Source organism: Streptomyces sp. NPDC093225 (assembly GCF_044753805.1).
GTDB lineage: Bacteria > Actinomycetota > Actinomycetes > Streptomycetales > Streptomycetaceae > Streptomyces.
Genome location: NZ_JBIVNX010000037.1, coordinates 59956 through 78759, shown reverse-complemented (window position 1 = coordinate 78759; position 18804 = coordinate 59956). Strand labels below are relative to the sequence as shown.

The following is an 18804-nucleotide window of genomic DNA, read 5'->3' as shown; positions in this document are numbered from 1 at the left end:
TGTTGAGTTCTCAAGGTGCGGTCGCTTCCTTTGTTCCCGTTTCCGGGCCCTCCGGGCGCTTCCTTCGTTTCCGACTCTATCAGATCTTTTCTCGACCCGATTTCCTCGGCGCTTTCCGGTTCCGGCCCGTTTCCCTCTCGGGGGGCTTTTCCCTTTCGGCGTTCACTACGCTAGCGGATTTTCCCTCCGGCTCATAATCGAGCCGGCGGCGGGAATTCGGGCATGCCGAAAGAGACCCCGCCAGGGTGAATCGTAGGTAGTTGGTTGGCCGCTCCGGGCTGCCCGGCTCCGGCCCCTGATGGGGTCGAACCAAAAGCAGTACCGTTTCAAGCGGCTCGGGCTACGTTAATAGCCTTGACAACCCGAGTCAAGTCGATCGGCGGCGTGGCGCGTGGGCCCGGTACGGGCTCACGGTGGGCTCGTGTGCGAGCCAGAACCGGTAGGGATGGTGGGCTCCGGCGCCGCCCACTCCCGTGCGCGGACCGCTGAGCACCAGCTCGGGATCGGTGGGCGTGCCGGTGAGGACGGTCAGCGGGTCGTCCGGCCCGCCGCACAGGTCGGTGCCGTCCAGGACGCGGGTGACCTCCAGGGCCGTGGCCAGGCGGGCCGGCCCTTTGGCCAGTTCCTTGTCGTTACGGGCCGAAAGTCGACGTTTACGAGCGAGCTCGGTGCCCTCGGTGATCTCCCCAGCGCGGATCAGCACACCGCTGGCCGTGCCTTCCGGGCCGCACACCAGGTTCAGGCTGAACCACATGCCGTAGATGAAGTAGACGTACGCGTGTCCGGGCGGTCCGAACATGGAGGCGTTCCGGGGGGTGCGTCCGCGGTAGGCGTGGGAGCCCGGGTCGAGCCGGCCCTCGTACGCCTCCACCTCCGTGATGCGCAGCTCGATCGTTCCCTCGCCCGTGCGGCGCACCAGCGTGCGGCCGAGGAGATCGGGGGCGACGGAGAGGACCGGCCGGTCGTAGAACGAACGGGACAAAGGCGTACGGTCGGTACGTGCGCTCATCCGTCCGAGCGTAGTGGACTGCCTGCTGGTGGAACCGAGGGCCTAGGGTTCCGCGTTTGTAGGGGTCAGTCCCGCGGTCCCGCAGACGTATAGAGGAGATAACAGGCATGGGGTTCAAGAAGCTGCTCGCGGCCATGGGTGCCGGCGGTGCGTCGGTGGAGACCGTCCTGTCCGAGGTGAACGTCGTTCCCGGCGGTGTGGTCCAGGGTGAGGTCCGCATCCAGGGCGGCAGCGTGCCGCAGCAGATCGAGGGCCTGTCGGTGGGCCTGCAGGCCAAGGTCGAGGTCGAGAGCGGCGACCAGGAGTACAAGCAGGACATCGAGTTCACCAAGGTGCGCCTGGGCGGTGCCTTCGAGGTGCAGCCCGGCGCCGTGCACGTGGTGCCGTTCGGTCTGGAGATCCCCTGGGAGACCCCGGTCACCCACTTCGCGGGCCAGCACCTGCACGGCATGCACATCGGCGTGACCACCGAGCTGGAGATCGCGCGCGCCGTGGACGCGGGCGACCTGGACCCGATCAACGTGCACCCGCTGCCGGCGCAGCAGGCGATCCTCGACGCCTTCGGTCAGCTGGGCTTCCGCTTCCGCAGCGCCGACATGGAGCGCGGGCACATCCGCGGTACCCGCCAGCAGCTGCCCTTCTACCAGGAGATCGAGTTCCTGCCGCCGCAGCAGTACCACGGTCTGAACCAGGTCGAGCTGACCTTCATCGCGGACGGCCGCGAGATGGACGTCGTCCTCGAGATGGACAAGAAGCCGGGCCTCTTCAGCGAGGGCAGCGACACCTACCGGTCGTTCACGGTCGGTCTGCACGACTACCAGAACACCAACTGGGCGGCCTACCTGAACGAGTGGATCGCGTCGGTGGGTTCGAAGCGCAACTGGTTCTGACCGGTCCGCTTGTGCAGCCTGGTGCAGCCTGGTCCTGACAGGGCCAGGCTGCACGCCGTTCCGGCGGGTCAGAATCGGCTCGCAAGTCGCACGACGATCGCGCTTTTCAGGAGGTTCCGTAGTGTCCGAGCTCAAGAGGCCGTCACTGCCGCACGATTTCCACCCGGAGGTCCCGTCGTTCACCGTGGTGAGCGGTGACCTGGAGCCGGGTGCGGACCTGGGGCCGCAGCTGGTGCTCGCGGAGGGCAACGTCTCGCCGCACCTGCGCTGGCAGGGCGCCCCCGAGGGGACGAAGAGCTACGCGGTCACGTGCTTCGACCCGGACGCGCCCACCGGCAGCGGCTTCTGGCACTGGGTGCTCTTCGACATCCCGGCCTCGGTCACCGAGCTGCCGACGGGTGCCGGCACCGGGAAGTTCGAGGGGCTGCCCGCGGGGGTCGTGCACGCGCGCAACGACTACGGGACGAAGGACTTCGGCGGTGCGGCGCCGCCGGCCGGCGAGCGGCACCGGTACGTGTTCACCGTGTACGCGGTGGACCAGGAGAAGCTGGGTCCCGACGCGGACGCCTCGCCCGCGGTCGTCGGGTTCAACCTGCGCTTCCACACCCTGGGGCGGGCGCACCTGATGGGCGAGTACGAGGCGCCCGCGGAGTAACGCGTGCGGCGCGGCGGGCCGATCGTTCGCCGTCCGTTTGCCCGGTCCTGGTCTAAAGGCGACCAGGACCGGGCATTTTTATTGCGTTGTCCCGCCAGACACACCCGGCCAGAGTGGTTCCTGGCCTTGGGCGCCGTGGGGTGCGGGCCTGCACACGGGAGGTGGGCGAGATGCGGGACACGCTGGTACTGAACGCGAGCTTCGAGCCGCTGTCGACGGTGACGCTGAACCGAGCGGTGGTCCTCGTGCTGCAGGACAAGGCCGTCGTCGAGCAGTCCCATCCCGAACTGCGGGTGCGCGCGCAGGCGGTGGAGCTGCCGGTGCCCCGGGTGATCAGGCTCTGCCGGTACGTGCGGGTGCCGTTCCGAAGACATGCCCCGTGGTCGCGGCGGGGCGTGCTGGTACGGGACCAGCACCGGTGCGCGTACTGCGGCCGAAAGGCGACGACGGTGGACCACGTGGTCCCGAAGGCGCAGGGTGGTGGGGACACCTGGCTGAACACGGTGGCCTCGTGCGCGGAGGACAACCACCGCAAGGCGGACCGGACTCCGGAGCAGGCGGGCATGCCGCTGCTGCGCGGGCCGTTCGTGCCGTCGCCCACCGACGCGATGCTCTTCGGGTTGGGCACGGCGGAGCGCGAGGCGCTGCCGGAGTGGCTGGCGCCCTCGGCGTAGCGGCTCCCCGCTCCTGCGTACCGCCTCCCCGCTCCCGCCTACCGCGTGGACGGCGGCCGCGTACCCCGCGGTCGGCGGTCCCGGGGCGCCCGCCTGTCGACGGCCCGCTCCCTCCCGGGGGCGGGCCGTCGGCGTGTGCGGGGCGGGGTCGCGTCAGCGCAGGACGAGTTGGACGATGGCGACGGTGCCGACGACGACGATGACCGCGCGCAGGGCGGTCGGGGGCAGCCGGCGGCCGACCTTGGCGCCGATCTGGCCGCCGATGGTGGAGCCGACGGCGATGAGCAGGACGGCGGTCCAGTCGAACTCGGCGACGAAGAGGAACACGACGGCGGCGATGCCGTTCACGAGCGCGGCGATCACGTTCTTGACGGCGTTGATGCGCTGGAGGTCCTCGCGCAGGAGCAGGCCCATGAGGGCGAGGTAGAGCACGCCCTGGGCGGCGCCGAAGTAGCCGCCGTAGGCGCTGGCGAGCGTCATGCCGGCGAGGAGGGCGGGGCCGCCGTCGGGGTGGGCCGGTTCGGCGCCGGTGGCCTCCTGGCGGCGGCGCAGTGCGGCGGCGAGGCGGGGCTGGAGGACGACGAGGACGAGGGCGAGCCCGATGAGGACGGGCACGATCGTGTCGAAGGACTCCGAGGGCAGGGTGAGGAGCGCGATGGCGCCGGCCGCGCCGCCGACGAGGGAGACGGAGCCGAGGCGGAGGATCCGGGCGCGCTGGCCCTTGAGCTCGTGGCGGTAGCCGATGGCGCCGCTGATCGAACCGGGCACCAGGCCCAGGGTGTTGGAGACGTTGGCGGTGACCGGCGGCAGGCCGGTGGCGAGGAGCACCGGGAAGGTGATCAGGGTTCCCGAGCCGACGATGGTGTTGATGGTGCCGGCGCCGATGCCGGCGGCGAGGACCGCCAGTGATTCCCAGATGGACAAGGCCATCCCCTTCACATGAGGTTGTCGCCTCCCCGCCGTGGAGGTCGGGGGGCCGTTGCCGATCATGCACGAAGGGGGCGGTCGGGTACACGTGCGCACGGACGCCCGGCCCCTGGTGCGGGGCCGGGCGTTCGTGCGGGCCGGTGTCCCCGGCCCGTGGTGCGGGGGCCGGGCGCGCGCGTGCGTGCGGGTGCGCCCGTGCGGTCAGTCGAGGGGCGGCTGCTCGCGGCGCGGGGCGCCGATGTCCTTGCGGGGGGCGCTCGGAGTGCCGCCCGTGGCGCCGAAGTTGCCGAAGGCTCCGCTGAGGCCCTTGAGTGCGTCTCCGATCTCGCTGGGCACGATCCAGAGCTTGTTGGCGTCGCCCTCGGCGATCTTCGGGAGCATCTGGAGGTACTGGTACGAGAGGAGCTTCTGGTCGGGGTCGCCCGCGTGGATGGACTCGAAGACGGTGCGGATGGCCTGGGCCTCGCCCTCGGCCTTGAGGGCGGCGGCCTTGGCCTCGCCCTCGGCGCGCAGGATGGCGGACTGCTTCTCGCCCTCGGCCTTGAGGATCTCGGACTGGCGGACGCCCTCGGCCTGGAGGATCGCGGCGCGCTTGTCGCGGTCGGCGCGCATCTGCTTCTCCATCGAGTCCTGGATGGAGGTGGGCGGCTCGATGGCCTTCAGCTCGACGCGGTTGACGCGGATGCCCCACTTGCCGGTGGCCTCGTCGAGGACGCCGCGCAGGGCCGCGTTGATCTCCTCGCGGGAGGTGAGGGTGCGCTCCAGGTCCATGCCGCCGATGATGTTGCGGAGGGTGGTGACGGTGAGCTGCTCGATGGCCTGGATGTAGCTGGCGACCTCGTACGTCGCGGCGCGGGCATCGGTCACCTGGTAGTAGATGACGGTGTCGATGTTGACGACCAGGTTGTCCTGGGTGATGACCGGCTGCGGCGGGAACGGGACGACCTGCTCGCGGAGGTCGATCCGGTTGCGGATCGAGTCGATGAACGGGACGACGATGTTGAGGCCCGCGTTGAGGGTGCGGGTGTAGCGGCCGAAGCGCTCGACGATGGCGGCGCTGGCCTGCGGGATGACCTGGATCGTCTTGACCAGGGCGATGAAGACCAGCACCACCAGGATGATCAGGACGATGATGATCGGTTGCATACGGCTCCCCGTACCCCTTCTGACTGCCTGTCCGGCCGCTGTGCTGCTCTGATTGACTGATGGTCAGTCTCCCAGACGCGCGGTCCAGGGGACGCGGGGTTGGGCAGATCACGCCCGGTCGGGGTGATGGCCGCCGGCGGATCTCAGATGACCACGGCGGTGGCGCCGTCGATCTCCACCACGTCGACCTGCCGGCCGGCTTCGAAGACGCTCTCCTCGTCGAGGGTGCGCGCGGACCAGACTTCGCCGGCGAGTTTGATGCGGCCGCCGTGGGCGTCGACGCGTTCGAGGACCGTGGCGGTGCGGCCCCGCAACGCGTCCACGCCGCTGGCGAATTGGGGCCGCTGGGAGCGGTGGCGGTTGGCGATCGGCCGGACGACGGCGATGAGCGCGACCGACACGACGGCGAACACCAGGACCTGGCCGGTGACGTGGAGGCCGAGGGCGGCCGTGCCGGAGGCGGCGAGCGCGCCGGCCGCGAACATGCCGAATTCGGGCATCGCGGTCAGGACGAGGGGAATGCCCAGTCCGACCGCGCCGATGAGCCACCACACCCACGCGTCGATGTCCACGTGGTCATGGTAGGTCGGGGGGCGCGGTCCGGACAGGGGACGTCGGGTACCGCGGCGGCCGGCGGTGGAGGCGTGGCCGGCCGGCCGCGCGGGCGCCGCTAGCGCAGGGGCAGGCCCTGGGCGGTCCAGCGGTCGCCGTCGGTGCGCTCGACGACGAGCGGGAGGCCGAAGCAGAGGGAGAGGTTGCGCGAGGTCAGTTCGAGGTCGATGGGGCCGGCGGCGACGACCTTGCCCTGACGGACCATGAGGACGTGCGTGAAGCCGGGCGCGATCTCCTCGACGTGGTGGGTGACCATGACCATGGAGGGGGCGAGCGGGTCGCGGGCGAGGCGGCCGAGGCGGCGTACGAGGTCCTCGCGGCCGCCGAGGTCGAGGCCGGCGGCGGGCTCGTCGAGGAGGAGCAGCTCGGGGTCGGTCATCAGGGCGCGGGCGATCAGGGTGCGCTTGCGCTCGCCCTCGGAGAGGGTGCCGAACTTCCTCTCGAGGTAGTCGGACATGCCGAGGCGGTCGAGGAAGGCGCGGGCGCGCTGCTCGTCGATGTCCTCGTAGTCCTCCTGCCAGGTGGCGGTCATGCCGTAGGCGGCGGTGAGGACGGTCTGCAGGACGGTCTGGCGCTTGGGCAGCTTGTCGGCGAGCGCGATGCCGGCGATGCCGATGCGCGGGCGCAGCTCGAAGACGTCGACCTTGCCGAGGGTGCTGCCGAGGATGCTGGCCGCGCCCTTGGTGGGGAAGAGGTAGCTGGAGGCGACGTTGAGGAGGGTGGTCTTGCCGGCGCCGTTCGGGCCGAGGATCACCCAGCGCTCCCCCTCCTTGACCGACCAGGAGACCTGGTCCACCAGAGCCCGGCCCTCGCGGACCACGGATACGTCCACCAGCTCCAGTACATCGCTCATGAGCGCGTTGTCTCCCATTGCAGTCTTGGTTGTCCCAGCCGCCGCCTGTCGGCGCAGCCCCCAGGGAAAACCTACGCCACTCGGGGTGGGGTCCGAAGACGCGGGCCTTCGGTGGCGGGTGGCGGGGGCCGGTGCCGGGGTGGGACGGGGCGGGGTACGGGCGGCGGGCGGGTGCGGTCCGTAGGGTGGTCGCATGCTTTCGGAACCACGTTCAGGGCGGTTGGCCGCCTGGGGGAACGCACTGTTGGGCGGGTTGGTGTCGCCGGACGACGCCGTGGTGGCGGTGGTCGGCGCGGATGCGGTGCACCGGGTGGAGGGGTTGCCCGGGGAGTCGGGGCCGGTCGGGCTCACGCTGGGACTGGGCCGGCTGCGGGCGCTGGGGGTGACCGGGCTGCGGGTGGCGCTGCCGGCGCCGGGGCATCCGCTGGGTCTGAGCGGGCCGCCGGAGTTCAACGCGCGGGCGCTGGAGGCGGAGGAGGCCGTGGTCGCGGTCGGGGCGGCGCTGGGGCTCGTGCCGGAGGTGTACGAGGCCGGGCCCGCGGGCGACGTGCACGTGGAGGTGGTGTGGCACTGCCTGCCGGTGCGGGAGGCGCCGCCGGCGGACGTGCCGTCGCTGGGTGAGGCGGAGCGGGAGCTCGCGGAGGCCCTGCGGGAGGCCACCGAGGTGCTGACGCGGCTGGACGTGGCGGCCTCGGGGTCGGTGGCGGCGGCCGCGCTGGACGCGTACCGGGCGCGGGCCGAGGCGGGCCGGGAGGTGCTGGCGCCGGGGTATCCGGGGCGGGCGGTGCGGGTGCTGGAGCTGGCGCAGCGGATCGCGTTGATGATGGAGCTGGCGACCGGCTCCGGACACGGGGGCGCGGTGGCGGCGTCGGAGATGGCGGCCCGGGCGGAGGCGCTGCGGCCGGTGGAGCGGGTCGCGCGGCGGGCGCAGGTGGCGGCGTACAACGCGTACGTGGAGGAGCAGGAGCGCAGGCGGGGGTGACCGCGCCGCGGCCCCGCTCCCCCGGGTGGGGAGCGGGGCTGCGGTGCGTCGGGGTCGGCCGTTCGTGCCGGAGTGCGCGGGAGGCGCCCGCGGCGGGCGGCCGGGTCAGGCCTCGGTGAGGCCGTGGCGTACGGCCCACAGGGCGGCCTGCGTGCGGTCGGCCAGGTCGAGCTTCATCAGGATGTTCGACACGTGCGTCTTGACCGTCTTCTCCGACAGCACGAGGGCGCGGGCGATCTCGCGGTTGGAGCGGCCGTCGGCGATCAGGCCGAGCACCTCGCGCTCGCGCTCGGTCAGCGCGCCGCCGCGGCTGGTGGCGGGGGCCTCGTCCTGGGAGAGCAGGACCCCGGCCACCTCGGGCTGGAGCAGGACGTGGCCGGCGTGCACGGAGCGGATGGCGCCGGCCAGGGCGTCGGGGTCGATGTCCTTGTACACGTACCCGGCCGCGCCGGCGCGCAGCGCGGGGACCACGGTGCGCTGCTCGGTGAAGCTGGTGACGATCAGGACCCGGGCGGGGTTGCCGCGCTCGCGCAGTCGGCGCAGCGCGTCGATGCCGTCGGCCCCGGGCATCTTGATGTCCATCAGGACGACGTCGGGGCGCAGCTCCTCGGCGCGGGCCACGCCCTCCTCGCCGTCGCCTGCCTCGCCGACGACCTCGATGTCGTCCTGGACCTCCAGGAAGGTGCGCAGGCCGCGGCGGACGACCTGGTGGTCGTCGACGATCAGGACGCGGATCTTGGGGCGGGGGGCCGGTTCAGCCACCGGGGACCTCCATCTCGATCGTGGTGCCCGTGCCGGGCGCGGAGTGCACGGTGAGGGTGCCGCCGACGCCGGCGGCCCGGTCGCGCATCGAGACCAGGCCGAGGTGGCGGCCGGCGCCGCGGACGGCCGTGGGGTCGAAGCCGCGGCCGTCGTCGGTGACGCGCAGCAGGGCGCCCTGGCCGCGGCGGGCCAGGGTGACCTCGACGTGGTCGGCGCCGGAGTGGCGCAGGGCGTTGTGGAGGGCCTCCTGGGAGACCCGGAGCAGCGCTTCCTCCTGGGCGGCGGGCAGGGCGCGCACCCCGTCGCAGGTGAAGGTGGTGTGGGCGGTGTGGGCGCGGTCGAGCACCTGGACGTGGGTGCGCAGGGTGGCGACCAGCCCGTCCTCGTCGAGGCCGGCGGGTCGCAGCTCGACCACGGCGGCGCGCAGCTCGTCGGCGGCCTCGGCGGCCAGGGCGGCGACCTGCTGGAGCTCGTCCCGGGCGCGGGCCGGGTCGCGGTCGACGAGGGCGGCGGCGGCCTGGGCGGTCAGGCGCAGGGAGAACAGCTTCTGGCTGACGGCGTCGTGCAGCTCGTGGGCCAGTCGGGAGCGCTCCTCGGCGATGGTGAGCTCGCGGCTGCGCTCGTAGAGGCGTGCGTTGGTCAGGGCGATGGCGGCGTGCTGGGCGAGGATGCCGAGCACCGCCTCGTCGTCGGCGGTGAAGCCGCAGCCACCCTTCTCCCCTATATCTTTATTGTCCTTATTGTCCGCTTCGTCCGATCTGCCCAATTTTGCACAGTCGCCGGTGCGGCGCTTGTTCGCGAGGAAGAGCGCACCGATGATCTCGTCGCCGTCGCGGACGGGCAGGCCGAGGAAGTCGGACATCTCGGGGTGGGCGGCGGGCCAGCCGCCGAAGCGGGGGTCCGCGCGCACGTCGGCCAGCCGCTGCGGGGTGGCCTCGTGCAGCATCGCGGCGAGGATGCCGTGCTGGCGCGGCAGCGGGCCGATGGCCCGCCACTGCGCGTCGCTGACACCGTCGACGACGAACTGGGCGAAGCCGCCGTGGTCGTCGGGGACGCCGAGGGCCGCGTACTCGGCGTCGAGCAGTTCGCGCGCCGAGGCGACGATCGTCTTGAGGACGTCGCGGACCTCCAGGTGGCGGCTCATGGCGAGCAGCGCGTCGCTGACGGCGGCCAGGCCGGTGCACGGTCCTTGGGTCATGGGCTCACCGTACCCGCGGCCCCCGCGGCACGGATCGGACCTGCGACCGGGGGGTGCGGGCCCCCGGGCCTAGGCCGAAGGGACCCGGTCGGGTGGGGCCCGGGGCCGAGGCGCGCGGCGGGGGACCGTACCTACGTTGGGGCCGTCGGGATACGGATCACGGGACACCGTTGAGGAGTGGTCGGGATGTCGGTGGCGATCGTGACGGGGGCCTCGCGGGGACTCGGCCGGGCACTGGCCCGGGAGCTGGCGGGGCGGGGCTGGGACCTGGTGCTGGACGCGCGGGGGGCGGGGCCGCTGAAGGAGGCGGCCGCGGAGCTGGGGGCGCTCGGGGTGCGGGTGGTGGCGGTACCGGGGGACGTCACGGCGGAGGGGCACCGGGCGGACCTGGTGGCGGCCGCCCGGGAGCTGGGCGGGCTGGACCTGGTGGTGAACAACGCGGGCGTGCTGGGCGCCGAGCCGGTGCCGCCACTGGCCGTGCACCCGCTGGCGGGGCTGCGGCTGGCGCTGGAGGTGAACCTGGTGGCGCCGCTCGGGCTGGTCCAGGAGGCGCTGCCGCTGCTGCGGGCGTCGGCCGCGGGGGCGGTCCTGAACATCAGCTCGGACGCGGCGGTGGTGGCGTACCGGGGCTGGGGCGGGTACGGCGCCTCCAAGGCGGCGCTCGACCAGCTGTCGGCCGTACTGGCGGTGGAGGAGCCGGGGCTGCGGGTGTGGTGGGCGGACCCGGGGTCGATGCGGACCCGGATGCTCGCCGCGGCCGAGCCGGAGGAGGACCTGACCGGGACGCCCGAGCCGGCGGCGGTGGCGGCGGCGCTGCTGCGGCTGCTGGAGGAGGGCCGGCCGAGCGGCCGGTACACGGCGGCGGGGCTGGCGGGGGCCGGGGGCGCGACGGCCGGGCCGGAGGGGGGTCGGTGACCGTGCTCGGGGTGCTCCCGATACCGGCGGTGCCCGAGGAGCTGTCCGCCCGGGTGCCGGCGGAGCAGCGCGGGCCGGGGCTGGGGCGGGACGCGGTGCGGCTGCTCGTCTCCCGCGGCACGGAGGTCTCGCACCACCGCTTCGACGCGCTGCCGGAGCTGCTGCGGGCCGGGGACGTGCTCGTGGTCAACACCTCCCGCACGCTGCCGGCGGCCGTGGACGGGACGCTGGGCGGGGACCCGGTGGTCGTCCACTTCTCGACGCGGGGGGACGACGGACGGTGGGCGGTCGAGCTGCGCGCGCCCGACGGGGCGGGGACGACCCGGCCGCGGCCGGGCGGGCCGGCCGGTGCGGAGGTGCGGCTGCCGGCCGGGGCCCGGCTCGTGCTGGAGGAGCCCCTGGTACCGGGGGCGGACCGGCTGTGGTGGGCGCGGCCCGCGGGGACGTGGCCGGGGGCGCCGGGCGGGAGCGCGGGCGCGGGCGCGGGCGGCCGAGGGTACGGGAGCGGCGCCGCGGGCGCAGAAGTACAAGACGGTGGGGCCGCGGGGGCGTACAACGGCGGAACGGGGGCAGGAGTGCCGGTCACGGGGGTGCCGGCACTCCTGGACCGGTACGGGCGCCCCATCCGCTACCGCTACACGGAGCGGGACCAGCCGCTGTCGGCGTACCAGACGGTGTTCGCGCTCCCGGACGCCGACGGGGCGGGCAGCGCGGAGATGCCGAGCGCGGCCCGGCCCTTCACGGCGGAACTGGTGGCGCGGCTGGTGAGCCGGGGCGTGCAGGTCGCGCCGCTGGTGCTGCACACGGGGGTGGCATCGGCGGAGGCGCACGAGCCGCCGTACCCGGAGCGCTTCGCGGTGCCGGGCGCGACGGCCCGGCTGGTGAACGCGGCGCGGGCCGGTGGCGGCCGGGTGGTCGCGGTGGGGACGACGGCGGTGCGGGCGCTGGAGTCGGCGGCGGGACCGGACGGGGTGGTACGGCCGGCGGCGGGCTGGACGGACCTGGTGGTCACGCCGGAGCGCGGGGTGCGCGTGGTGGACGGGCTGCTGACGGGGCTCCACGAGCCGGCGGCCTCGCACCTGCTGATGCTGGAGGCGGTCGCGGGCCGGGCGGCCGTACTGCGCGGCTATACCGAGGCGCTACACCGCCTCTATCTCTGGCACGAGTTCGGGGACGTCCATCTGCTACTCAAGAAGGAGGAACGTTACAGCGCGCATTGCTCCCGCAACGGATGGTGAGGCTGTAACGTGCCCGATGTGAGCCCGCGCATAGGACCCACATCACTTACGAACCTCCCTAGTGGAGAGATAAGAGCGCTGTCAGTGCTGCTCTGAGCAGTCCAAGCGGCCAAAAATCCGGACAAGCCAGGGCGCCTGATCCACTAAGCGGGATCGTACGTCACACCTTTGCCACAGGATTTTGCCGCCGCTAAGAATGGCTGCCGTCGCCAGGCGCCGCGGGTTTTCCGAGAAACCCCCGGCGCTTTCCCGCGGCCCCCGCTATTCGAAGAGGTTGCCCGTATGTCTGCGTCCAGCACTCCCGGTCTTCGCCGTCTGACCAAGACCCACAAGGTCTCGATCGCCGGTGTCGCCGTCCTCGGTGTCGCCTCTCTGGCCATCTCCGCGATCCCCGCCCAGGGCGCCGACGCCAAGTCGGTCGTGACGGCGGAGCCGGTCTCGTGGAGCAAGACCGTCGAAGCGGTGCACACCAAGAGCGTGCAGGGCCTGACCCAGCAGCACCAGGTGATCGAGAAGGCCGTGAAGGCCGCCGCCGCCAAGAAGGCCGCGGAGGCGAAGAAGGCCGCCGAGGCCAAGGCGAAGGCCGAGGCCGACGCGAAGAAGGCGGCCGCCGCCAAGAAGGCCGCCGCCGCGGCGAAGAAGGCCCGCGCGGCCCAGGTCGCCGCCGCCAGCCGCTCCGCGACGCGCACGCCGGTCTTCGCGAACAACCTCGACGGCTGGATCAAGGAAGCGCTCCACATCATGAAGCGCGAGGGCATTCCGGGCACGTACAACGGCATCTACCGCAACGTGATGCGCGAGTCGAGCGGCAACCCGCGGGCCATCAACCTCTGGGACATCAACGCCCGGAACGGCATCCCCTCCAAGGGCCTGCTCCAGGTCATCCAGCCGACCTTCAACACCTACCACGTCAAGGGCACGAAGTTCGACCTGTACGACCCCGTCGCCAACATCGTCGCCGCCTGCAACTACGCGGCCGACCGCTACGGCTCGATGGACAACGTGAACAGCGCCTACTGAGCGCGCGTCGCACCACGCTCCCCCATGCGCCGCGGGGCGGCACCCTGATCAGGGTGCCGCCCCGCGGCGTACGTGCGTACGGGCGTCCGTACGGTCCGGCGTGCGCTAGTTGCGCATGACCTCCGGCTCGTGGCGGCGCAGCAGGCGCTGCACGGCGAAGCCGCAGGCGATGCCGATGAGCAGCAGGATCACGATGTCGAGCGTCCACTGCCCGGCCGTGGCCTCCCACAGCGGGTCGGTGTTGCCCGGGTTGTCGCGGTCCCACGGCGGCATGAGGTGGCCGAGGTCGAGCGTGGTGCCGGCGGCGGCCACGGCCCAGCGCGAGGGCATGAGCCAGGCGAACTGCTCCAGGCCCGGGGAGTCGTACACCTGGAAGAGGATGCCGGTGAACACGACCTGGACGATCGCGAACATCACGAGCAGCGGCATGGTCTTCTCGGCGGTCTTCACCAGCGAGGAGATCACCAGGCCGAACATCATCGAGGTGAAACCGAGCGCGATCACCGACAGGCACAGCTCGACGGCCGGCGGGAAGATCAGGCCCTCGGCCGGCAGTTGGCGGGTGGCGAAGCCGATGCCGCAGATGATCACGCCCTGGATGGCCGTGATGAACCCGAGGACGATCACCTTCGACATGAGGTACGCGGACCGGGACAGACCCGTCGCGCGCTCCCGCTCGTAGATGACCCGTTCCTTGATCAGCTCACGGACGGAGTTGGCCGCGCCGGAGAAGCACATGCCGACCGCGAGGATCAGCATGATCGTGCCGGCGTCTCCGTTGAACCGGGCCTTGCCGGTCGGCGGGGCGAGGCCGAAGTCCGCGGGGATGACCGTGGAGACCACGCCGAGCACCGCGGGCAGGATCAGCATCAGGCCCATGAAGCCCTTGTCCGACGCGATCACCGAGACGTAGCGGCGGATCAGGGTGCGCAGCTGCGAGCCCCAGTCCTGCGGCTTGGGCGGCTGCATCTGCTGCATGGGCGGCATCTGCACCGACTGCGGGGCGACGGCGTCGATGTCCGCGGCGTACATCTGGTAGTGCTGCGAGCCCTTCCAGCGGCCCGCCCAGTCGTAGTCGCGGTAGTTCTCGAAGGCGGAGAACACGTCGGCCCAGGTCTGGTAGCCGAAGAAGTTCAGCGCCTCCGCGGGCGGACCGAAGTACGCCACCGAACCGCCCGGCGCCATGACGAGGAGCTTGTCGCACAGCGCCAGCTCGGCCACGGAGTGGGTGACGACCAGGACCGTGCGGCCGTCGTCGGCGAGGCCGCGGAGCAGCTGCATGACGTCGCGGTCCATGCCCGGGTCGAGACCGGAGGTGGGCTCGTCGAGGAAGATCAGCGACGGCTTGGTGAGCAGCTCCAGGGCCACGGACACGCGCTTGCGCTGACCACCTGAGAGCGAGGTGATCTTCTTGTCCTTGTGGATGTCGAGCTTGAGCTCGCGCAGCACCTCGTCGATGCGGGCGGTGCGCTCCTCCTCGGCGGTGTCACCGGGGAAGCGGAGCTTGGCCGCGTACTTCAGGGCCGTCCGGACGGTCAGCTCCTTGTGCAGGATGTCGTCCTGCGGGACCAGGCCGATGCGCTGGCGGAGCTCCGCGAACTGCTTGTACAGGTTGCGGTTGTCGTAGAGGACGTCACCCTGGTTGGCCGGGCGGTAGCCGGTGAGCGCCTTGAGCAGCGTCGACTTGCCGGAGCCGGAGGGGCCGATGACGGCGACGAGGGACTTCTCCGGGACGCCGAAGGAGACGTCCTTGAGGATCTGCTTGCCGCCGTCGACCGTGACGGTCAGGTGGCGGGCCGAGAAGGAGACCTCACCGGTGTCGACGAACTCCTCGAGGCGGTCGCCGACGATGCGGAACGTGGAGTGACCGACGCCGACGATGTCGTTCGGACCCAGCGTCGCGCTACCGGACTTGGCCAGCGGCTGACCGTTGACGTACGTGCCGTTGTGGCTGCCGAGGTCCTTGATCTCGAACCGGCCGCCCGCCGAGCGGAATTCGGCGTGGTGGCGCGAGACCTGGAGGTCGGAGACCACCAGTTCGTTGTCCAGCGCACGACCGATGCGCATGACCCGGCCGACGTCGATGTGGTGGAACGTCGTCGGGCTGCGGTCCCCGTAGACCGGCGCGCCGGCCGGCTGGGCGGCCTGCGGCTGGTGGGCCTGCTGCTGGTGGCCCTGCTGCTGCGGGACGTGCGGCTGGGCCGGCTGCTGCTGGTACTGCGGCTGATGTCCCTGCTGGCCGGGCCAGCCAGCCGCGGGTGCCCCCTGCTGCCCGTGCCCCGACGGGACGTTGGCGACGGCGGCGGTCAGGTTCAACCGCGGGCCGTCGGTCGCGTTGCCGAGGTGGACCGCGGTCCCCGCCGCGAGGTCCAGCCGCTGCACCCGCTGGCCGTGCGCGTACGTGCCGTTGGTGCTGCCGTGGTCCTCGAGGGCCCAGCCGCTCCCGGTCCAGCTGATGGTGGCGTGCCGCCACGAGACCCTGGCGTCGTCGATCACCATGTCGCCCTGGGGGTCACGGCCCAGGGTGTACGACCTGGACGGATCGAGGGCCCAGGTCCTTCCGTTCAATTCCAGTACGAGTTCCGGCACTCCATGCCCCACTTGTTGTCCCCCGATGCCCCCTGACGGCAGGGAGTCTAGGGATGGCGAACTTCGGGGGGAACTATTTCAGGCCCGCGCGCAGAAGTGGAATCCGGGCCCCACCGAGTGCGTACGGATCATACGGGGCGGGGAGATCCGTGATGACTCGGCACGAATCGGGGGGTCCGCGCATGGGGTCGTCTTCGGGGTGGGGCGGTGGCGGGGCGGCGGGCTCCGGCGGGCCCGCGCGGATCGGGGCGCGCGCGCCCACGCCCGGTGCGGCCGACGTGGTGGTGTCCGCGGTGGCGGCGGTGAGCTGGGCGTTGGTGGTGATGGCCGGGGTCGCGGCGGCGGGGCTGCACCTGTTGGGCGCGGACGCGGCGGGCGGTTCACTGGGCGCGATGACAGCGGCCGTGGTGGTACTGGCCGTTGGGGGAACCGTGGCGCCCTCCGGAGACGTCTCGGCCTTCGGACTGGGAAGTGCGGGGGCGCAGACCGCCGTCGACATCGCGCCACTGGGGGTGGGGCTGGCCGGGGCGTCGGTGCTGGCGCTCGTCTTCCTGCGCTCGGTGCGGGCCGTCGGCTTCGACGGGCGCCAACTGCTGGTGCGGGGTGCGGCGGTCGCGGTGCTGTTCGTGGCCATGGCGGGGTCCCTGGCCTGGGTGGGGCACGACGTGGTGACGTTGGACGGGGTGCGGCTGCCGGGTGCGGGCGGGTCCGGGGGCGGTGGGCCGGGGAGGCACGGCGGGGGCTCGGGGGGCCTGGAGATCCCCGGGTTGGGCGATGTCGGGGACATCGGCGACATCGGTGGGATCGGGGACGTCGGCGGCCTGCTGCCGGACCGCATCGGGGACCTGATCGACGCGAAGGCGCGGGTCGGGTTCTCGGTGCGGACCGGGCCGACGCTGCTGGGCGCGCTGGTGTGGGTGGTGGCGGTGCTGCTGATCGCGGTGGCCGCGAGCCGGCGGACCGGGCCCGGTGCCCCGCGGCTGCTCGCGGCGGTCCGGCCGGCGGTGTCGGCGACGGTGGCCGCGCTGCTGGTGACGGTGGCGGCGGCGCTGGCGGCCGCGGTGTGGGCGGCCGTCGGCGACGACCATCCGCGGACGGTGCTGGGCGGGGCACTGCTCGGGGCGCCGAACGGGGCGTGGCTGGCGGTTCCGCTGGGGATGCTCGTGCCGTTCGACGGGCGGGCGAGCGGACGGCTGGCCGGGGTGCTTCCCGACCCGCTGGACCGGCTGTTCGGGATGTCGGCGCGGGAGCCGGTGACCGTGGGCCGGCTGGCCGGGTACGACGACCGGGTCTGGCTGCTGGTGGCCGCGGTGGCGGTGGTGCTGTGGTACGCGGGGACCCTGGCGGGCGTACGCACGACCCGCCGGCCCGCCGAGGGGCGGTCGGCCTTCGCGGCCCGGGCCGCGGTGCGCATGGGGCTGGTCTGGGCGGTGGTGACGCCGCTGCTCGTGTGGCTGACCGGGGTGTCGGTGAGCGCCTCGCTGTCGGTGCTGGGCGTGGACGCGTTCGGAGCCGCGCTGGAGCTGCACGGGCGGGCGGGGCCGGCGGTGCTGCTGGGGGCGGGCTGGGGAGCGCTGGCGGGCGGGGCGGGGGCGCTGCTCGCGTTCCGGCGCGCCCCGCTGGCGGCGACCGGGCCGGCGGGGCCGCCCGCGGGGTACGGGTCGGGGGCGCCGTGGCCGGTGTACGGGCCGTACGCGGGCCCCGGCGGCCCGTACGGTCCGGCGGGCCCGTACGCGCCCCGGCCGGGGTACGGCCCGCCGACGGTGAACCCGTACCGTGACGGCCCGGGCGCGGGCCGCTCGGGCGGGCGGGACGTGTCCGCGGACGAGACGATCGCCGGACTCCCGCCGGGGCCGCCGGGGCGCGGGTCCGGCGGGCGGGGCAGGGCGGGGCCCGACAGGTCGACGGACGCCACGATCGCGGGCCCGCCGCCGCCCCCTCCGCCGCGGCCCCGCGGGCGGAAGCCGCCGTTCACTCCGCCGCCACCGCCCGGACCGCCGCCGGACGCCCCGCGGACCTCCTAGCAGCGGTCTTGAGCCAGATGTCCGTCCGGGAGGTGGGACGGGGGGAGCCACATCGTGGGCGGGAGGATACGGTGAGGGGACCATGAGCGCTTCGCAGACCTCCGACGTCCCCACCCTCCTCGTCAAGATCTTCGGCAAGGACCGCCCTGGGATCACCGCCGGGCTGTTCGACACCCTCGCCGCGTACTCCGTCGACGTCGTCGACATCGAGCAGGTCGTCACCCGCGGCCGCATAGTCCTGTGCGCCCTGATCACCTCGCCGGGCACCGTGATGGAGGGCGAGCTGCGGGCCACCGTGCACAGCTGGGCCGAGTCCCTCAAGATGCAGGCCGAGATCATCTCGGGTACGGGTGACAACCGGCCGCGCGGCAGCGGGCGTTCCCACGTCACCGTGCTGGGCCACCCGCTGACCGCCGAGTCCACCGCTGCCGTGGCCGCGAAGATCACCTCGGTGGGCGGGAACATCGACCGCATCTTCCGCCTCGCGAAGTACCCGGTGACGGCCGTGGAGTTCGCCGTGTCGGGCACCGAGACCGGGCCGCTGCGCACCGCGCTGGCGATCGAGGCGGCCCGCATCGGCGTGGACGTCGCCGTGGTGTCGGCCGGGCTGCACCGCCGGGCGCAGCGCCTGGTGGTCATGGACGTGGACTCGACGCTCATCCAGGACGAGGTCATCGAGCTGTTCGCGGCCCACGCGGGCTGCGAGGACAAGGTCGCCGAGGTCACGGCGCAGGCGATGCGCGGCGAGCTGGACTTCGAGCAGTCCCTGCACGCCCGGGTGGCGCTGCTGGCGGGCCTGGACGCGTCGGTGGTGGACAAGGTGCGGGCCGAGGTGCGGCTCACGCCGGGGGCGCGGACCCTGATCCGCACGCTGAAGCGGCTCGGCTACCAGGTGGGTGTCGTCTCGGGCGGCTTCACGCAGGTGACGGACGACCTGCAGGAGCGGCTGGGGCTGGACTTCGCCTCGGCCAACACGCTGGAGATCGTCGACGGCAAGCTGACGGGTCGGGTGACCGGGGACATCGTGGACCGGGCGGGCAAGGCGCGGCTGCTGCGCCGGTTCGCGGCCGAGGCGGGGGTGCCGCTGGCCCAGACCGTGGCCATCGGCGACGGCGCGAACGACCTGGACATGCTGAACGCCGCCGGGCTGGGCGTGGCCTTCTGCGCGAAGCCGGTGGTGCGGGAGGCCGCGCACACCGCCGTCAACGTGCCCTTCCTGGACACCGTGCTGTACCTGCTGGGCATCACCCGCGAAGAGGTCGAGGCCGCCGACCTGCACTGACGCCGTCCGCGGCGCCGGCCCGTGCCGA

17 protein-coding genes are annotated in these 18804 nt (G+C 72.9%); 9 read left to right on the top strand and 8 right to left on the bottom strand.

The genetic code is table 11. The annotated features are described in order from the left end of the window. Positions 1–367: 367 nt before the first annotated feature. Positions 368–1009, bottom strand: a complete 642-nt coding sequence (locus tag ACIQCH_RS28035) for a DNA-3-methyladenine glycosylase (RefSeq protein WP_402585322.1) — start codon at positions 1007–1009, stop codon at positions 368–370. 107 nt (positions 1010–1116) lie between these two features. On the opposite strand from ACIQCH_RS28035, the gene ACIQCH_RS28030 reads away from it, so the two are divergent. From ACIQCH_RS28030 to ACIQCH_RS28020, 3 genes are all read left to right on the top strand, one after another. Further along, entirely contained in the window at positions 1117–1899 is a 783-nt protein-coding gene (locus ACIQCH_RS28030; RefSeq protein WP_402585321.1) for a sporulation protein, read from the top strand. A 121-nt stretch (positions 1900–2020) separates the two neighbouring features. After that, the gene (locus tag ACIQCH_RS28025) at positions 2021–2554 is read left to right on the top strand and encodes a YbhB/YbcL family Raf kinase inhibitor-like protein (protein WP_402585319.1); all 534 of its coding nucleotides are present in this window, start codon (positions 2021–2023) and stop codon (positions 2552–2554) included. Between the two features lie 170 nt (positions 2555–2724). Continuing rightward, entirely contained in the window at positions 2725–3228 is a 504-nt protein-coding gene (locus tag ACIQCH_RS28020) for an HNH endonuclease (RefSeq protein WP_402585317.1), read from the top strand. Positions 3229–3381: 153 nt separating this feature from the next. On the opposite strand, the gene ACIQCH_RS28015 is transcribed toward ACIQCH_RS28020, so the two are convergent. The 4 genes from ACIQCH_RS28015 to ACIQCH_RS28000 form a co-directional block, all read right to left on the bottom strand. Further along, positions 3382–4158, bottom strand: a complete 777-nt coding sequence (locus ACIQCH_RS28015; RefSeq protein ID WP_402585315.1) for a sulfite exporter TauE/SafE family protein — start codon at positions 4156–4158, stop codon at positions 3382–3384. A gap of 198 nt (positions 4159–4356) precedes the next feature. Then, complete coding sequence (locus ACIQCH_RS28010) at positions 4357–5301, bottom strand: SPFH domain-containing protein (RefSeq protein ID WP_402585313.1); 945 nt, start codon at positions 5299–5301, stop codon at positions 4357–4359. Positions 5302–5444: 143 nt separating this feature from the next. Continuing rightward, complete coding sequence (locus tag ACIQCH_RS28005; RefSeq protein WP_402585311.1) at positions 5445–5873, bottom strand: NfeD family protein; 429 nt, start codon at positions 5871–5873, stop codon at positions 5445–5447. 98 nt (positions 5874–5971) lie between these two features. Beyond that, complete coding sequence (locus ACIQCH_RS28000) at positions 5972–6766, bottom strand: ABC transporter ATP-binding protein (RefSeq protein WP_402585310.1); 795 nt, start codon at positions 6764–6766, stop codon at positions 5972–5974. A 193-nt stretch (positions 6767–6959) separates the two neighbouring features. Between ACIQCH_RS28000 and ACIQCH_RS27995 the strand changes: the two genes are divergently transcribed. After that, positions 6960–7748 carry a hypothetical protein gene (locus ACIQCH_RS27995; protein WP_402585308.1) on the top strand — a complete coding sequence of 263 codons (789 nt, stop codon included), beginning with the start codon at positions 6960–6962 and terminating at the stop codon, positions 7746–7748. A 105-nt stretch (positions 7749–7853) separates the two neighbouring features. Here ACIQCH_RS27995 and ACIQCH_RS27990 read toward each other — a convergent pair whose 3' ends face one another. Both ACIQCH_RS27990 and ACIQCH_RS27985 read right to left on the bottom strand, forming a co-directional pair. After that, entirely contained in the window at positions 7854–8510 is a 657-nt protein-coding gene (locus ACIQCH_RS27990; protein ID WP_402585306.1) for a response regulator, read from the bottom strand. Beyond that, positions 8503–9708 carry a GAF domain-containing sensor histidine kinase gene (locus ACIQCH_RS27985; protein WP_402585304.1) on the bottom strand — a complete coding sequence of 402 codons (1206 nt, stop codon included), beginning with the start codon at positions 9706–9708 and terminating at the stop codon, positions 8503–8505. Before ACIQCH_RS27985 ends, ACIQCH_RS27990 begins: the two co-directional genes overlap by 8 nt. Before the next feature lie 186 nt (positions 9709–9894). On the opposite strand from ACIQCH_RS27985, the gene ACIQCH_RS27980 reads away from it, so the two are divergent. The 3 genes from ACIQCH_RS27980 to ACIQCH_RS27970 all read left to right on the top strand — a co-directional run bounded on the left by ACIQCH_RS27980 (position 9895) and on the right by ACIQCH_RS27970 (position 12881). After that, positions 9895–10623: an SDR family NAD(P)-dependent oxidoreductase gene (locus ACIQCH_RS27980; RefSeq protein WP_402585302.1), complete on the top strand. Its 729-nt coding sequence runs from the start codon at positions 9895–9897 to the stop codon at positions 10621–10623. Beyond that, positions 10620–11861 carry an S-adenosylmethionine:tRNA ribosyltransferase-isomerase gene (locus tag ACIQCH_RS27975; RefSeq protein ID WP_402585300.1) on the top strand — a complete coding sequence of 414 codons (1242 nt, stop codon included), beginning with the start codon at positions 10620–10622 and terminating at the stop codon, positions 11859–11861. The genes ACIQCH_RS27980 and ACIQCH_RS27975 overlap by 4 nt, the downstream gene beginning before the upstream one ends. 282 nt (positions 11862–12143) lie before the next feature. Continuing rightward, entirely contained in the window at positions 12144–12881 is a 738-nt protein-coding gene (locus ACIQCH_RS27970) for a transglycosylase SLT domain-containing protein (RefSeq protein WP_402585298.1), read from the top strand. A gap of 105 nt (positions 12882–12986) precedes the next feature. Here ACIQCH_RS27970 and ACIQCH_RS27965 read toward each other — a convergent pair whose 3' ends face one another. Continuing rightward, positions 12987–15482 (bottom strand): FHA domain-containing protein, encoded by a 2496-nt coding sequence (locus ACIQCH_RS27965; protein ID WP_402585296.1) that lies wholly within the window; start codon positions 15480–15482, stop codon positions 12987–12989. Positions 15483–15652: 170 nt separating this feature from the next. Between ACIQCH_RS27965 and ACIQCH_RS27960 the strand changes: the two genes are divergently transcribed. After that, entirely contained in the window at positions 15653–17494 is a 1842-nt protein-coding gene (locus ACIQCH_RS27960; RefSeq protein WP_402585294.1) for a streptophobe family protein, read from the top strand. Positions 17495–17576: 82 nt separating this feature from the next. Further along, positions 17577–18776, top strand: coding sequence for a phosphoserine phosphatase SerB (serB, locus tag ACIQCH_RS27955; protein WP_402585292.1), 1200 nt, complete (start codon positions 17577–17579; stop codon positions 18774–18776). The last annotated feature ends 28 nt before the right edge of the window (positions 18777–18804 follow it).

What these genes read in the sequence shown, in the direction of transcription:
- ACIQCH_RS27980 (WP_402585302.1), top strand. Translation starts at nt 9,895, where the DNA reads ATGTCGGTGGCGATCGTGACGGGGGCCTCGCGGGGACTCGGCCGGGCA.
- ACIQCH_RS27995 (WP_402585308.1), top strand. Translation starts at nt 6,960, where the DNA reads ATGCTTTCGGAACCACGTTCAGGGCGGTTGGCCGCCTGGGGGAACGCA.
- ACIQCH_RS28000 (WP_402585310.1), bottom strand. Translation starts at nt 6,766, where the DNA reads ATGAGCGATGTACTGGAGCTGGTGGACGTATCCGTGGTCCGCGAGGGC.
- ACIQCH_RS28010 (WP_402585313.1), bottom strand. Translation starts at nt 5,301, where the DNA reads ATGCAACCGATCATCATCGTCCTGATCATCCTGGTGGTGCTGGTCTTC.
- ACIQCH_RS27970 (WP_402585298.1), top strand. Translation starts at nt 12,144, where the DNA reads ATGTCTGCGTCCAGCACTCCCGGTCTTCGCCGTCTGACCAAGACCCAC.
- ACIQCH_RS28030 (WP_402585321.1), top strand. Translation starts at nt 1,117, where the DNA reads ATGGGGTTCAAGAAGCTGCTCGCGGCCATGGGTGCCGGCGGTGCGTCG.
- ACIQCH_RS28035 (WP_402585322.1), bottom strand. Translation starts at nt 1,009, where the DNA reads ATGAGCGCACGTACCGACCGTACGCCTTTGTCCCGTTCGTTCTACGAC.
- ACIQCH_RS27960 (WP_402585294.1), top strand. Translation starts at nt 15,653, where the DNA reads ATGGGGTCGTCTTCGGGGTGGGGCGGTGGCGGGGCGGCGGGCTCCGGC.
- ACIQCH_RS27985 (WP_402585304.1), bottom strand. Translation starts at nt 9,708, where the DNA reads ATGACCCAAGGACCGTGCACCGGCCTGGCCGCCGTCAGCGACGCGCTG.
- ACIQCH_RS28020 (WP_402585317.1), top strand. Translation starts at nt 2,725, where the DNA reads ATGCGGGACACGCTGGTACTGAACGCGAGCTTCGAGCCGCTGTCGACG.
- ACIQCH_RS28015 (WP_402585315.1), bottom strand. Translation starts at nt 4,158, where the DNA reads ATGGCCTTGTCCATCTGGGAATCACTGGCGGTCCTCGCCGCCGGCATC.
- serB (WP_402585292.1), top strand. Translation starts at nt 17,577, where the DNA reads ATGAGCGCTTCGCAGACCTCCGACGTCCCCACCCTCCTCGTCAAGATC.